This window comes from Caldisalinibacter kiritimatiensis (assembly GCF_000387765.1).
Classification (GTDB): domain Bacteria; phylum Bacillota; class Clostridia; order Tissierellales; family Caldisalinibacteraceae; genus Caldisalinibacter; species Caldisalinibacter kiritimatiensis.
Genome location: NZ_ARZA01000070.1, coordinates 47,392 through 61,936, shown reverse-complemented (window position 1 = coordinate 61,936; position 14,545 = coordinate 47,392). Strand labels below are relative to the sequence as shown.

Annotated in this window: 12 protein-coding genes; 9 read left to right on the top strand and 3 right to left on the bottom strand. The window is 31.0% G+C overall.

Features of this window, described 5'->3' with window-relative positions; translation table 11 throughout:
• Positions 1-26: 26 nt before the first annotated feature.
• Positions 27-1,349 (top strand): COG1361 family protein, encoded by a 1,323-nt coding sequence (locus L21TH_RS14900; protein WP_006309263.1) that lies wholly within the window; start codon positions 27-29, stop codon positions 1,347-1,349.
• 271 nt (positions 1,350-1,620) lie between these two features.
• Entirely contained in the window at positions 1,621-2,181 is a 561-nt protein-coding gene (locus L21TH_RS03730) for a serpin family protein (protein ID WP_006309262.1), read from the top strand.
• A 111-nt stretch (positions 2,182-2,292) separates the two neighbouring features.
• On the opposite strand, the gene L21TH_RS03725 is transcribed toward L21TH_RS03730, so the two are convergent.
• Complete coding sequence (locus tag L21TH_RS03725) at positions 2,293-2,604, bottom strand: hypothetical protein (RefSeq protein WP_034429222.1); 312 nt, start codon at positions 2,602-2,604, stop codon at positions 2,293-2,295.
• Between the two features lie 257 nt (positions 2,605-2,861).
• Here L21TH_RS03725 and L21TH_RS03720 point away from each other — a divergent pair, with 257 nt between their 5' ends.
• From L21TH_RS03720 to treR, 5 genes are all read left to right on the top strand, one after another.
• On the top strand, positions 2,862-4,088 hold the full coding sequence (locus tag L21TH_RS03720; protein ID WP_006309248.1) for a patatin-like phospholipase family protein: 1,227 nt from the start codon (positions 2,862-2,864) through the stop codon (positions 4,086-4,088).
• A 125-nt stretch (positions 4,089-4,213) separates the two neighbouring features.
• Positions 4,214-5,443 carry an aminopeptidase gene (locus tag L21TH_RS03715; protein WP_006309236.1) on the top strand — a complete coding sequence of 410 codons (1,230 nt, stop codon included), beginning with the start codon at positions 4,214-4,216 and terminating at the stop codon, positions 5,441-5,443.
• Positions 5,444-5,841: 398 nt separating this feature from the next.
• Positions 5,842-7,257, top strand: coding sequence for a PTS system trehalose-specific EIIBC component (treP, locus tag L21TH_RS03710; RefSeq protein WP_006309235.1), 1,416 nt, complete (start codon positions 5,842-5,844; stop codon positions 7,255-7,257).
• A gap of 92 nt (positions 7,258-7,349) precedes the next feature.
• Complete coding sequence (treC, locus tag L21TH_RS03705; RefSeq protein WP_006309234.1) at positions 7,350-9,014, top strand: alpha,alpha-phosphotrehalase; 1,665 nt, start codon at positions 7,350-7,352, stop codon at positions 9,012-9,014.
• A 35-nt stretch (positions 9,015-9,049) separates the two neighbouring features.
• Positions 9,050-9,778 (top strand): trehalose operon repressor, encoded by a 729-nt coding sequence (gene treR / locus L21TH_RS03700; RefSeq protein ID WP_006309233.1) that lies wholly within the window; start codon positions 9,050-9,052, stop codon positions 9,776-9,778.
• 13 nt (positions 9,779-9,791) lie between these two features.
• On the opposite strand, the gene L21TH_RS03695 is transcribed toward treR, so the two are convergent.
• Together L21TH_RS03695 and L21TH_RS03690 are read right to left on the bottom strand one after the other, a co-directional pair.
• Positions 9,792-11,351, bottom strand: a complete 1,560-nt coding sequence (locus L21TH_RS03695; protein ID WP_006309232.1) for an alpha-glucoside-specific PTS transporter subunit IIBC — start codon at positions 11,349-11,351, stop codon at positions 9,792-9,794.
• 89 nt (positions 11,352-11,440) lie between these two features.
• Positions 11,441-12,766, bottom strand: coding sequence for a 6-phospho-alpha-glucosidase (locus L21TH_RS03690; protein WP_006309231.1), 1,326 nt, complete (start codon positions 12,764-12,766; stop codon positions 11,441-11,443).
• A 174-nt stretch (positions 12,767-12,940) separates the two neighbouring features.
• On the opposite strand from L21TH_RS03690, the gene L21TH_RS03685 reads away from it, so the two are divergent.
• Positions 12,941-13,657 (top strand): GntR family transcriptional regulator, encoded by a 717-nt coding sequence (locus L21TH_RS03685; RefSeq protein WP_006309230.1) that lies wholly within the window; start codon positions 12,941-12,943, stop codon positions 13,655-13,657.
• A 176-nt stretch (positions 13,658-13,833) separates the two neighbouring features.
• Complete coding sequence (gene deoD, locus L21TH_RS03680; RefSeq protein WP_006309229.1) at positions 13,834-14,538, top strand: purine-nucleoside phosphorylase; 705 nt, start codon at positions 13,834-13,836, stop codon at positions 14,536-14,538.
• Positions 14,539-14,545: the final 7 nt, after the last annotated feature.

Below are 14,545 nucleotides of genomic sequence, written 5' to 3'. Positions count from 1 at the left end.
ATTTAAATAAATAAAATGCAGTATTTATGCGAGTTGTAGAGTTCTGCAACGAGCTAATAAGGATAGAAAATGATGGGGGAAGTCCAATTAACAACACAATTATGACAGATACAATATTATTAGACAACATTGACAGTATTACAGTATTAGATATATGTCAAGGAAGTGTATCAATAACTGCAAATACTATTACATGGGATATAGGAGATTTAGCTCAAGGGGTAAGTAATGTTGCAGTTCTTCAAGCAGAAATAACAGGTTCTTTTAGTACCATAGGTAATAAGGTTTTAGATGAAGCAAATGTTCAAGGCAATAGTAAAGGAGGACCTTTAACTGATGGACCAGCTACAGGACAAGGGATTACTGTACAACAGGAATTTGCAGAGCCTATATTGACCAACAATAAAACTTTAATTGATGGACCTACAACCATTCCTGTTAATGAGTTCAGTACATGGGAATTTACTGTTGAGATTTCAAACGCTGGAACAGGTATAATACAGGATGTAATTGCAACAGACCTTATTCTACTTAACATTATTACAGAAATAGTTGAAGTATCACTATCAAAAGGAAGTGTAAGCTTTAGTTCTGATCAAATAACATGGGATATAGGAGATTTAGCTCTTGGAGAAACAGTAACAGGTATATTCAAGGTAGTTGGTGCATTTACAGCACCTTGTGACCAGCAACCATTAAATAGAACTTTTGCAGTAGGCTTTGACCCTGTAACCAATCAATTTGTAGAAACTGGAATAGAATCAGGTGCTACTATTAATGTATTATCTCCTATAGAGCCTTTTAAATCAGAGTGCATAATAACAGATAAAGTATATGCACATTGTCAGCAAAGAGAATGTTTTACAGATGTAGAGGTTAATCTAGGAAATAACCAATTGCAAGATATCAAATTTAAACAGGGGGTTATTGTAGAAAATACTTTAGTTATTACTGATATACTCAATAAGCCTAATTTTAAGAGAGTACAGTTTGTATTAACAATTCCTTATGAGGTGATATTAACAAATGGGGAAAAGATTGAAGGAGTATTACCTGATATAAGTAAAGATATTGTACTGTTTATACCAGACTCACGAGATGAATTTGATTTTAGAATTGTTGTTGAAACAGCTTCAAAAGTTTTAGAAGAACAGGTTCAGAATGATATATTAACTTTTGCAGCTGGAGTTTTTATAATTATAAAAGTTGTTGGTAAGGTTCAGCTTTTAATACCAAGCTTTGGATTTTGTGTTGACCCACCTCTTTGTGAAGAATTTACACCTAGAGATATTTGTAAGGAATTTGATTATGCTTCATTCCCAGATTTTTATCCTGAACAGTATGAGTAAAAATAAGTCAAGGGATTATCCCTTGACTTATTTTTAAGCTTCTTTTACTTTGACTATATATAACATCATAAAATGAGGTAAGAATACTGAATTGGCTTTTTTATTTCTCTACTTAGCACATCAACAGTTCTTTCTATGACATATGAAGTAGCAAGAAAATCAATTAAAGAGGATTCTTAAGATATTAACAGGAATGTATTCGATGCCTAAGTTACAGAACTGAATTTTTCTAAAGATGAGTCAGTAAATAAGATTAACAAGTGGATAAATTATGCTACCAAAGGGCAACACAAAGAATATAATGATGATGTTAAAAGATGGCGATGTGGAGTATGCCCAAGGAGATGATTATAAAGCTGTAAGACTTCCTTATGGTAATGGGGATATAGCAATGTATTGTATACTTCCAAAGGAGGATATTTCAATAAATCAGTTTATTGAAAACATGAATTTAGATAAATGGAATGAAATAAGAGAAAATGTTACAGAAACAAAGGATGTAATATTACAAATACCTAAATTTAAAATGGAATATGGTATCAAAAATTTAAATGATAGCTTAACTGCATTAGGAATGGGAGAAGCCTTTAGTATGAACGCAGATTTTTCAGGGATACGTGAAGGTATTTTTATTAACAGAGTGCTTCATAAAGCAGTGATTGAGGTTAATGAAGAGGGAAGTGAGGCAGCAGGAGTAACAGTAGTGGAAATCAAAGAATGTGCTATGCCAGAGCCAATAAATTTCATTGCCAATAGACCATTTATGTTTATAATTGCAGATGATAAAACAGGGACAATATTGTTTATGGGGAAATATTGTGATGTGGAGTAGGTAACGATTTAAAACTTGAGGGACTTTGATGTTTCTCAAGTTTTTTTATTATACATATGATATACTTATTTTTAAAGTAACAGAAAAGCAGCCATTACTTGGCTGCTTTTGTTACACAGGTATATAAGTTTTCAAATCATAAACATGGTACTCAATAGGTAGTGAATCAGTTACAATCTTGCCTTGAATTTTATTGTTATCTTGAAGTTTTTTCTTTAGAAATTTAAAATCTTGATTAGAAATTGTTAACCCTTCATTATTTCGTTCAGAATTACATGTTATTAATTTAGAATTACTAGTTAGTGAACAGTGAAGTGTGATACTATCACTATTTAACTGGAATTTCCCTAAAACATTTTGTGCTTGACCATTAAGCTCACCATTGAAAATAGTACCATCTTCTAATACTAAATAACCCTTCATTTTATACCTCCTCTTATTTTTGCCTCTCAGGACAAAATTAATAATAGAAGAAACTATTATTAGTGAATATTTTTTTTTATTATATCATATGTTTTTTATTTTTAGAAACTTTTTATTGTTACCAATATAAGGTTTTAATTATTAAACTTTGAAGATATAATGGAATATGTAAAGAGGGAATTAATCAACAAATAGCAAATATATAAACAGGGCTCTAAGAACGATGTAGTTAAGATTATGCCCTAGGAGGAATGAATATGTATGGTTTAGTTTTAGAAGGTGGAGGAGCAAAAGGAGCATATCAAATAGGGGTATGGAAAGCATTAAGAGAGTTAGGAATAGAGATAAAAGGAGTAGTTGGAACGTCTGTAGGAGCATTAAATGGAGCCATGATAATTCAAGATGACTTTGATAAAGCATATGAGCTATGGAGTGAAATTACTCCCTCTAAAGTAATAAAAATAGATGATGAGTTAGTAGATAAGTTTAAAAATTTAGATATAAAATCCGAAGATATACGTTATTTACTCAAGCATCTTAAAGTTTTTATTGGTGATAAAGGTATAGATATAAGTCCACTAAAAGAGCTTTTAAAGGTAAACATAAATGAGGATATAATTAGGCAATCCAATAAAGATTTTGGAATAGTTACAATATCTCTTACAGATATGAAGCCAATGGAATTATATATTGAAGATATTCCAAAGGGGAAATTGATTAATTATTTGATAGCAAGTTCAAGTTTACCAGTGTTTAAACGAGAAAAGTTAGATGGTAAATTCTTTTTAGATGGTGGTTTTTATAATAATCTTCCTGCTAATTTATTAATATCTAAAGGATATAAAGATTTAATTATGGTAAGGTTAAATAGTATGGGCAGAATTCCAAAGGTAAATGAAGATGGATTAAATATTATTAATATAAAGCCAATAGAAGATTTAGGCAGGGTATTAGATTTTTCTGGTAACAGAGCTAGAAGAAATATAAAGCTAGGTTATTTTGATACATTAAAGGTATTACAGGGTCTTAAAGGAATAAAATATTATATAAACTTAGAACAAGAAAAAGATTATTTTAAAGAGCATCTACTAAATTTAAGTGAAGCTACAGTTAATAAAATAGGAGAAATATTAGGGATACATGAAAAGATACCGTATAGGAGGAAGTTGTTTGAGCATATTATACCAAGACTTATAGAATTATTAGATATAGATAAAAACAGTAGTTATGAAGATATTATCGTGTCACTTTATGAAATAGCTGCTGAAAGATATGATATAGAAAGATTTAAAGTGTATACTCTTGAGGAGTTTAAAGATAATATTTTAGAAAAATTTATTGATACCAACACTAGTAACTATAGAGAAATACCTAGTATTTTTAAACAAAGTGATTTGATTGTGAAAGCCTTTAGAAAGGATATCTTAAATAAAATAGTTGATGAGCTTTTAAACAGTGAAAAATCATGGGCAACTAATATATAATCTAAAGAACTATTAAAATTTTCAGAAAAATTTCAATCGATAACGTGAAAATTAATAATAATATGATACAATATTATTGGAAAATAAGTATTTAAGTTTAATTTTTATAGAAAGGGGTTTTTTTTATGGATAAAGCTTTGTTAGAAAAATATGCTAGACTCATAGTAAAAACTGGAGTTAACATTCAAAAGGGACAAATTTTAGTAGTAAGGTCACCTATAACTTGTGCTGATTTTACAAGAACTAAAGCTAAGGTAGCATATGAGGAAGGAGCAAAGGATGTAGTAGTAGATTGGTCAGATGAATTATTATCTAAAATTAGGTACATACAGGCTCCGGAAGAAGTTTTTGAGGAATTCCCTGAATGGAAAAAAGAATTTTATATGCATTATATGAAGGAAGGAGCTGCTTTTATAAGTATTGCTGCTTCTGACCCAGAGCTTATGAAGGATGTAGACCCTGAAAGAATAGCGAAAGTTCAAAAAGTAAGTAGTGTTGCATTAAAAGAATATAGAGAAAGTCTTATGAGCAATAAAAACGTATGGTGTGTAGCATCAGTACCTACAAAGGCTTGGGCTAAAAAAGTATTCCCAGAGGTATCAGAAGAAGAAGCAGTACAAAAATTATGGGATGCAATATTTAAGGCAGTAAGAGTAGATAAAGAAGACCCTGTTGCAGCTTGGGAGGAGCATAAAGAAAATCTTAAGAAGAGCTTAGATTTCCTAAATTCTAATAAATTTAAATACCTTCACTATAAAAATTCATTAGGAACAGATTTAAAAGTTGAGCTTCCAGAAAAACACCTGTGGGTTGGAGGTTCTGAGTTTACCCCTGAAGGAGTAGAATTTATGGCTAATATGCCTACGGAAGAGGTATTTACTTTACCTAAGAAAACAGGTGTAAACGGTACAGTATTTAGTTCAAAGCCTTTAAACTATAACGGTAATTTAATTGATAACTTCTCGCTTACATTTAAAGATGGAGAGATTGTTGATTTTTCTGCTGAAAAGGGCTATGACACTTTAAAGAAACTTATTGAGACTGATGAAGGCTCTAAATATCTTGGTGAAGTGGCTTTAGTTCCTCATGATTCTCCTATTTCAAATACTAATATATTATTCTACAATACTCTTTTTGATGAAAATGCTTCTTGTCATTTTGCAATAGGTAAAGCATACCCAGTATGTGTACAGAATAGTGAAAATATGACTAAAGAAGAATTAGAAAAAGTAGGAGTAAATGATTCACTTACACATGTGGATTTCATGATAGGTACTGAAGACTTAGAAATAATAGGTATAACAGCAGATGGACAGGAAGTACCTGTATTTAAAAATGGAAACTTTGCATATTAATTGAGAAGATAGGAAAGAGCTAGGCCCAGATATTCTTTATTGATAGGAATATCTGGGCTTATTTTTTATTTTATAAGAAAGTATATTTACTGTATAGTATAATTAAGTTAAATACCTTGGTAGAAGTGAAATGAAGAAATGTTACAGACCTAAGAGTATTTACCAAAACCTAAGAGCTAGGAGCTGAGAACTGACTGAAAGGCTACTAACTATTAACTGATAAGTCGACAAAAAAATATAAATTGTTACAAAAATTAAACAGGAAAACGTATTGACTAACTTGTACGGACAAGCTATAATTATTTTTGCAAACAATACTTGTACGTACAAGTTACGGATAAATGAAAATGTTTTCGAGGAAATGTAAAAACACATACAGTAAAAAGGAGGTAGTAAACATGGGTAAATTTTCTAGTGAAGCTAAGCAGTTATTAGAATACATTGGTGGAAAAGAAAACATTGCTGCAGTTTCACATTGTGCAACTCGTATGAGATTTGTATTAAATGACACTAAGAAGGCTGACGTTAAAAAGATAGAAGGAATAAAAACAGTAAAGGGTACTTTTACACAAGCAGGACAGTTTCAAGTAATTATAGGAAATGAAGTATCAACTTTTTACAATGACTTTGTAGCAGTAGCAGGTGTAGATGGTGTAAGTAAAGACGAAGCTAAAAAAGCTGGAAGACAAAATATGAATTTATTACAAAGATTAATTTCTCACTTAGGTGAAATCTTTACACCATTAATTCCAGCTATCGTTGTAGGAGGTTTAATCCTAGGTTTCCGTAACGTAATTGGGGATATCAAGTTATTAGAAGATGGTACTAAAACTTTAACAGAAGTTTCACAATTTTGGGCTGGAGTTCATCATTTCTTATGGTTAATTGGTGAGGCTATATTCTTCTTCCTACCGGTAGGAATTACATGGTCTATATCTAAGAAGATGGGTACTACTCAAATACTAGGAATTATATTAGGTATTACTTTAGTATCTCCACAGCTATTAAATGCTTATGCGGTAGCAGGTGCTGAAGAAATACCAGTTTGGGATTTTGGATTTGCTCAAGTTAAGATGATAGGATATCAAGCACAAGTTATTCCAGCTATATTAGCAGGATTCGTTTTAGCTAACTTAGAAATTTGGGTACGTAAAATTTCACCAAGCTATATTTCAATGATTGTTGTTCCATTCTTTGCATTAGTACCAACAGTATTATTAGCACACGTAGTACTAGGACCAATAGGATGGAAAATAGGAGCTGCAATTTCAAATGTAGTATATGCAGGTTTAACTTCAGGACTAGGATGGTTATTTGCAGCAGTATTTGGATTTACTTATGCACCATTAGTAATTACTGGATTACATCACATGACAAATGCTATAGATTTACAGTTAATGAGTGAGTTAGGTGGAACTAACCTTTGGCCAATGATTGCGTTATCTAACATTGCCCAAGGTTCAGCAGTTTTAGCAATGATATATATAAACAGAAAAGACGAAGAAGAAAAACAAGTTTCTATTCCAGCAGCAATATCTTGTTATCTTGGAGTAACTGAGCCAGCAATGTTCGGTATTAACTTAAAATATGTATATCCATTCTTAGCTGCTATGATTGGTTCAGCAATTGCAGCTGTAATATCTGTAGGTTCAAATGTTATGGCTAACTCAATAGGAGTTGGAGGGCTACCAGGTATATTATCTATTAAACCACAATTCATTGCTATATTTGCTTTAGCAATGATAGTAGCAATAGTTGTACCATTTGTATTAACAATTGTATTCTCTAAGAGAAAAATTGCAGCTAAGAAATAAAAGTAATAGACAAAGTTTGAATATATAAGGTGGGAGCAGTTTGTCTCCCCCCTTTTCTGCTTATATAAAAAGAAAAAAAGGAGTAGGTTTATATGAAGGATTTCAAAAAAAGTGTAGTTTATCAGATATATCCTAAGTCGTTTAATGATTCAAATAATGATGGATTTGGTGATTTAAAGGGAGTAACTGAAAAATTAGATTATTTAAAGACTTTAGGTGTAGACTATATATGGTTAACACCTTTTTATGTTTCACCTCAAAATGACAATGGCTATGATGTTGCTGATTATTATAATATTGACCCACGTTTTGGTACTATGGAAGACTTTGAAGAATTAACATCAGAAGCTGATAAACGTGGTATTGGTATAATGTTAGATATGGTATTTAACCATACATCTACAGAACATGAGTGGTTTAAGAAAGCTTTAAATGGAGACGAAAAATATAAGAGCTTCTATATTTTTAAGAATCCTAAGGATGGAAAAGAGCCAACTAACTGGGCATCTAAATTTGGAGGTTCAGCGTGGGAATATGTAGAAGAATTTAATCAGTACTATTTACATTTATTTGATGTAACTCAAGCAGACTTAAATTGGGAAAATGAAGAGGTTAGAAAAGAAATCTATAAGATTGCAAACTTCTGGATTGAAAAAGGAGTAAAAGGATTTAGACTTGACGTTATAAACTTAATTTCAAAGCCTGATGAATTTGAAGATGACTATAAAGGGGATGGACGTCGTTTTTATACAGATGGACCTCGCATTCATAAGTATTTGAAGGAATTAAATAGAGAAACCTTTGGTAAACATGACGATATAATTACAGTTGGCGAAATGTCATCTACGAATATAGAAAACTGTATTAAATATTCAAATCCAGATGAAAAAGAGTTATCAATGGTATTTAACTTCCATCACTTAAAAGTTGATTATAAAAATGGTGACAAGTGGACATTAATGGATTTTGATTTTAAGAAATTAAAAGAGATATTTAATGATTGGCAAGTTGGAATGCAAGAAGGAAACGGCTGGAGTGCAGTGTTCTGGTGTAATCACGACCAACCACGTATAGTATCACGCTTTGGTGATGATAAGAAATATCATAATGAGTCAGCCAAATTGCTAGGAACTACAATTCACATGTTAAGGGGAACACCTTATATTTATCAAGGTGAAGAAATTGGTATGACTAATCCATATTTTGATACAATAGACTTATATAAAGATGTTGAGTCAATTAACTATTACAATATATTAAAAGAACAAGGTAGAGATGAAAAAGAAATAATGGAAATATTACAGGCAAAGTCCCGTGATAATTCACGTACTCCAATGCAGTGGGATAGTAGTGAAAATGCTGGTTTTACAGAAGGAACACCATGGTTATCAGTAGGTAAAAACTATGAAGATATTAATGTAGAGAAAGCACTACAGGATAAGGATTCAGTTTTTTATCACTATAAAAAGCTAATTGAGCTTAGAAAAGAATATGACGTTATAGCTTATGGAGATTTCAAAATGATACTTAAAGACCATGATGATATATTTGCATATGTAAGGGAATATAATAATGAAAAATTATTAGTTATCAATAACTTCTATGAAAAGGAAACTACTTTCAAATTACCTGAAGATATAAACGTTGAAGGATACCAAAGTAAGATATTAATTTCAAATTATAACGATTCGCCAGAGGAATTTAAAGAGATTAAATTAAGACCATACGAGTCTATTGTGTATTACCTTGAAAAATAAGATTATAGTTGTTAGAATAACTTAGGTGATAAAATATGGCTAAAAAGTATTTAAATATTTATAGTGAAATTGCAAATAAAATAGAGAATGGTGAATTTAAGCCTAATATGAAACTTTCTTCTGAAAATGAGTTGATGAAAGAGTATGGAGTATCAAGGGATACAGTAAGAAAGGCATTAAATTTATTAGAGCAGTATGGTTATATTCAAAAGATAAGAGGTAAAGGCTCTTATGTATTAGATGTTAACAAATTTGATTTCCCTGTATCTGGACTAATAAGCTTTAAGGAATTGTCAAAAAAAATTGGAATGAAAACTAATACCATATTAGAAGTATTAGAGTTAATTAAACCTGATGAATATTTAATGAAACAACTGAAGATATCTGAAAATAATCAGATTTGGAAGGTTGTAAGAACTAGGGAAATAGGAGATAAAAGAATAATTTTAGATAAGGATTATTTCAATAAAAAATATATCCCTTCATTAACTAAAGAGATTTGTGAGGATTCTATATTCAATTATATTGAAAATGAACTAGGGCTTAAGATAAGCTTTGCTAGAAAAGAAATTACAGTACAACAGGCTACGAAGGAAGATAAGAAGTATTTGGATTTAGAAAATTATAATATGGTTGTAGTAGTTAAAAACTATACTTATTTAGATGATGCTAGTCTTTTTCAGTATGGAGAGTCAAGACATAGACCAGATAGGTTTAAATTTGTAGATTTTGCAAGAAGAAGAACACTCTATCCTAATGGATAGAGTGTTCTTCTTTCTAGTTAACAGACTGCTTCTCACTATTTAATAGGCTTTCAATTTCTCCTCTAACTTGAGGAACACGTAGTCCAATTATAACCTGTAGATTATTACCTGCTCTTACTACTCCTGAAGCACCTATTTCCTGAAATTCGTTATTACTAGCAACAACAGAAGTATCTTTTACTTTAACTCTTAATCTAGTGGCACAGTTAGTTATACTATCGATATTTGAGCTTCCGCCTAAAGCAGCTAGGTATTGTTTTGCTAATTCCTTATCTATAGAGCCTTTGCTTTCTTTATAATCTTTCTTAGTAGTAAGTTTTATTTCATTTTTTCCTCTACCAGGAGTTGCATAGTTGAATTTTAAAATTAATGCCCTAAATAATACTACGTAAATTCCAGTAAATAATAAACCTAAGATAACTTGCATTAAGTATGTTCCAAAATGATTAGCACCTAATGGTAACCAATTTTGGAAAATAAAATCTATAAGACCAGTTTGGAAGTTACCTGAAAGTCCAAATGCAAAGGCTATAGAAGCCATAGTAGCTGATAATACAGCGTGTAGTGCAAATAATAATGGTGCAACAAATAAGAATGTAAATTCAATTGGTTCTGTAATACCAGTTAAAATAGCAGTTAAAACAGCAGGAATTAATAATCCTAGTACCTTTTTCTTATTTTCTGGTTTAGCGGTTAGGTAAATTGCTATTCCAGCACCTGTAGTTCCAAAAACTTTTCCCATACCTGTTAACATTAATCCACCTTGAGGGAATAATGTAGATAGTTTTTCAGTTGACGATACAAACTCAGGTAAGTGTTGTATCCAGTAATTTATAGTTCCACCGTCTATAGCAACAGGTCCATAGAATACAGGTCCATATATAAAGTGATGTAATCCAGTAGGAATAAGTAATCTTTCTAAAAATGTAAAGGACCATACACCTAAAACACCTGAATTCACCATAAAAGCTTGCATACTATATATTCCATTTTGAATAGTAGGCCAAACAAAAACTGTTATAATAGCAGCTATAATTGTTATAGGGAATAATATTATAATAACCAATGGAGTTCCTCTAAATATTTGAAGCATATTAGGAACTTCTTTGTCGTAATATTTGTTATGAATCCATACAGCTAAAGAGGCACATAAAATTGAACCTATAAGGTTTGTATCAAGGGTTAAAACTCCTCCGATTTCAGTAAGACCAAGAGCACCAGCTTCATATGCTTCTACACCGAAATAGCTTCCGAAATGCTCTAAAACACCACCTATAAAATAATTAAAGGTATAATATGTAATAAAACTAGCTAAACAAGCTCTACCGGACTCTTTTTTAGCAAGAGTAATAGGTATTCCTAATACGAAGATAGTTGGTAGATTTTTAAATATAACAAGAGATGTTTGCAAAAAGATATTAACAATTTTAGTATAAGCTGCTCCTTCAACTGCAAACGGGAATAGTGATTGATTAAGTAATACAACAGTAAGACCTAACAACATACCAGCAAACGGTAAAAGTAATGCTGGGAAAAACATTGCTCCACCAAATCTTTGAATTTTATCCTTCATGTTTAATTCCTCCTATCATATTTGAAATCGATTTCACCAGTGTTTTAATATAAACCTTATTGGTTCAAAAGAACCAATAAGGTCAATAACTACTTTAATTCTGGCCAATAATCTTTGTTAGCTTCAATTAGGTCGTCAAGAATTTTTCTAGCAACAGGTGCGTTTACTACTGTTCTATTTAAAGTTAAGGCCTGTAACATTTTATCATAGTCATTAGCAAAGAAAGCATCTACTACAAGCTTTTCATATGCCAATTGGCCTTCAATTAGTCCTTTATAGAAAGTAGGGATTTTACCTACTGCAAAAGGCTTTGGGCCATGTGAAGTTATCATTGCTGGAACCTCAACCATTGCATCGTCAGGTAAATTAGAAATAATACCATTGTTTTCAACTATAACGATAAATATATCGCAGTTATGGTATGCAAGTGAAGCTGCAACTCTAACCATATATCTGCCGTGAATGTCAGCTTCTAGGTGAACATTTTCTATGCTTTGGTCTTTTATTATAGTATTACATAAGTTTATTACTCTCTTTTCTCTTCCATCCATTACTTGATTTGCCCTTGTGTAGTTAGGGTCTTCTTTTTCTACCATTTTTTGTGGATATAGATAATATTGTAAATAAGTATTAGGTAAATATTCAGGGAAATCTTTTATCATAGTCTCAACTTGTTTAAAGGTTTTAATCCAAGACTTATCGTTTGCAATTTCTGCATCTTCAGGAACAAAACCTTTGTTTAAAATATGATTTTTTAGCTTATCAGTTAAGTCATTTCCCTCTTTATCATATATTTTAGTAAACCATCCAAAGTGGTTTAAACCGAAATACTCTGGTACTAAATCCCAAATTTCTTTTCCTAAAATTTTTGCATAGCTTACCATTATAGCAGCTGGCATATCGCATATATTTAATATCTTCTTATCATTAGGAAATACTCTTCTTAAAGCTTCTGCTACAATTGCAGCAGGATTAGTATAATTTAGTATCCATGCATCTTTTGAATATTTTCTAATATCTTTAATAAGTTCTATCATATCTGGAATAGATCTCATTCCATAGGCCATTCCACCTGGTCCACAAGTTTCTTGACCTACAACGCCATAACTTAGAGGTATTTTTTCATCTTTTTCCCTCATTGAAAGTCCGCCTGTTCTAATTTGAATGAATGCAAAGTCAACGTTTTCAAAGGCTTCCTTTTTATCGGTAGTGTATTTGAATTCTTCTAACTCAGGATATTTTTCTTTAAGTATAACTTCTGTCGCCTTAGCCACTCTTTCTTGTCTTTCTTTGTCAATATCATAAAAAGTTATACTTTTTAAAGGGAAGTTTTCTTTTTCTGCAATTAAACTCATTATCATACCAATTGTATATGTACTTCCTGCACCAACAATTACAAGTCTTTGTTTTTTCATTTTAAAGCCCCCTTGAACAAACATTTGTATTAAAATTGTATTAACAATCACAATACAAATTTAATACATTTTAGAAACGTTGTCAATAGGAAAATCAAAAAAATATAAACTTGAAAAATATGGATGGATGTTTTATTCTTAATAATAGAAACTTATATTTAGGAGGTAATTTTTATGGGATACAAATCATCCCCTTTATATAGACAAATTGCAAACAAGATTAGAGAACATATTAATCATGGTGATTATTCTTATGGAGAAGCTATTCCTTCAGAGATAAAATTATCCAAAGAGTATGGAGTGAGCAGAGTTACTGTAAGACAGGCTATTGATACCTTAGTTAATGAGGGACTGCTTTATAAGGTGCAAGGAAGTGGTACTTACGTTAAGGAAGCCAAAATTGAACACAATATATATACTGTACAAGGATTTACTGAAGAAATGAGAAGATTAAATAAAGAACCAGTTAATAAGGTATTAGAGTTTAAAATGGAGGAACCTAGTGATAAAATAAGACAAATATTAAAACTTCAAACTGGAGAGATGACATTTTTTGTTGGCAGATTAAGATATGTAGATAATATTCCTGTTGTTCTAGAAAAGACCTATCTTCCTGTTAAACTCTTTCCAGATTTATCATACGAAACAATGCTTTCATCAAAATATGAATATATAGAGAAAAAGAAGAAACTAAATATTAAAGAGAGCTACCAAGAAATAATTCCCCTTTTACCCGACAAAGAAACGAAAAAGCTATTACAATTAAACAAGGATATACCTATTTTGAAAATGAAGCTATGGTCAACCCTTGAAAATGATACTGTATTTGAGTATACAGAGCTTTATTTCAATAGCGATAAATATAAATTTACACTAGTAGCAAAAAGGTAACATGAAAATAATTAGGGGAAAATTTAGTCGAAATTTGCAGAAAACATGCAGAAAACAAATGTTTTATATGTTATAATCTAAATATGTATATAAAACAAATTTATATTATGTTATAGGTATAAAATCACAAAAAAAGTTTATACTTTGTTTGAATAATATTTTAGGAGGTAGGTTTTATGTCAAAGCATTTACATATAATGGCTAATGATGGGGATATAGCAGAAACGGTTTTACTTCCTGGAGACCCATTAAGAGCAAAATTCATAGCGGAAAACTATTTAGAGGATGCAAAATGCTATAATACAGTAAGAGGAATGTACGGATATACAGGAACATATAAAGGTAAAAAGGTTTCTGTACAAGGAACAGGTATGGGTATGCCATCAATATCTATTTATGTAAATGAATTAATTAAGTTCTATGGTGCTAAAAACTTAATAAGAATAGGTAGCTGTGGGGCTATAAACAAAGACGTTAAGATTAGAGACATTATAATTGCAATGAGTGCTTCAACTACTTCAGGAGTAAATAAAAGAAGATTTTCAGGATTAGACTATGCTCCAACAGCAAACTTCAGTTTACTTAAAAAAGCCTATGATATAGCAATAGAAAAAGGTATAGAGCCTAAAGTAGGTAATGTTTTAACAACAGATTTATTCTATGATGACGAAGCTACAGATTTAAAATTATGTGCAGATTATGGAATATTAGCAGTTGAGATGGAAACAGCTGAATTATATACTACTGCAGCAAAACATGGAGTAAATGCCCTTTCAATAGTGACAGTATCGGACCATATTATTACTGGAGAAGTAACTACACCACAGGAAAGACAGGAAACATTTACAGATATGATGGAAGTTGCATTAGAATTAGCATAAAAGCGAC

What these genes read in the sequence shown, in the direction of transcription:
- L21TH_RS14900 (WP_006309263.1), top strand. Translation starts at nt 27, where the DNA reads ATGCGAGTTGTAGAGTTCTGCAACGAGCTAATAAGGATAGAAAATGAT.
- L21TH_RS03730 (WP_006309262.1), top strand. Translation starts at nt 1,621, where the DNA reads ATGCTACCAAAGGGCAACACAAAGAATATAATGATGATGTTAAAAGAT.
- L21TH_RS03725 (WP_034429222.1), bottom strand. Translation starts at nt 2,604, where the DNA reads ATGAAGGGTTATTTAGTATTAGAAGATGGTACTATTTTCAATGGTGAG.
- L21TH_RS03720 (WP_006309248.1), top strand. Translation starts at nt 2,862, where the DNA reads ATGTATGGTTTAGTTTTAGAAGGTGGAGGAGCAAAAGGAGCATATCAA.
- L21TH_RS03715 (WP_006309236.1), top strand. Translation starts at nt 4,214, where the DNA reads ATGGATAAAGCTTTGTTAGAAAAATATGCTAGACTCATAGTAAAAACT.
- treP (WP_006309235.1), top strand. Translation starts at nt 5,842, where the DNA reads ATGGGTAAATTTTCTAGTGAAGCTAAGCAGTTATTAGAATACATTGGT.
- treC (WP_006309234.1), top strand. Translation starts at nt 7,350, where the DNA reads ATGAAGGATTTCAAAAAAAGTGTAGTTTATCAGATATATCCTAAGTCG.
- treR (WP_006309233.1), top strand. Translation starts at nt 9,050, where the DNA reads ATGGCTAAAAAGTATTTAAATATTTATAGTGAAATTGCAAATAAAATA.
- L21TH_RS03695 (WP_006309232.1), bottom strand. Translation starts at nt 11,351, where the DNA reads ATGAAGGATAAAATTCAAAGATTTGGTGGAGCAATGTTTTTCCCAGCA.
- L21TH_RS03690 (WP_006309231.1), bottom strand. Translation starts at nt 12,766, where the DNA reads ATGAAAAAACAAAGACTTGTAATTGTTGGTGCAGGAAGTACATATACA.
- L21TH_RS03685 (WP_006309230.1), top strand. Translation starts at nt 12,941, where the DNA reads ATGGGATACAAATCATCCCCTTTATATAGACAAATTGCAAACAAGATT.
- deoD (WP_006309229.1), top strand. Translation starts at nt 13,834, where the DNA reads ATGTCAAAGCATTTACATATAATGGCTAATGATGGGGATATAGCAGAA.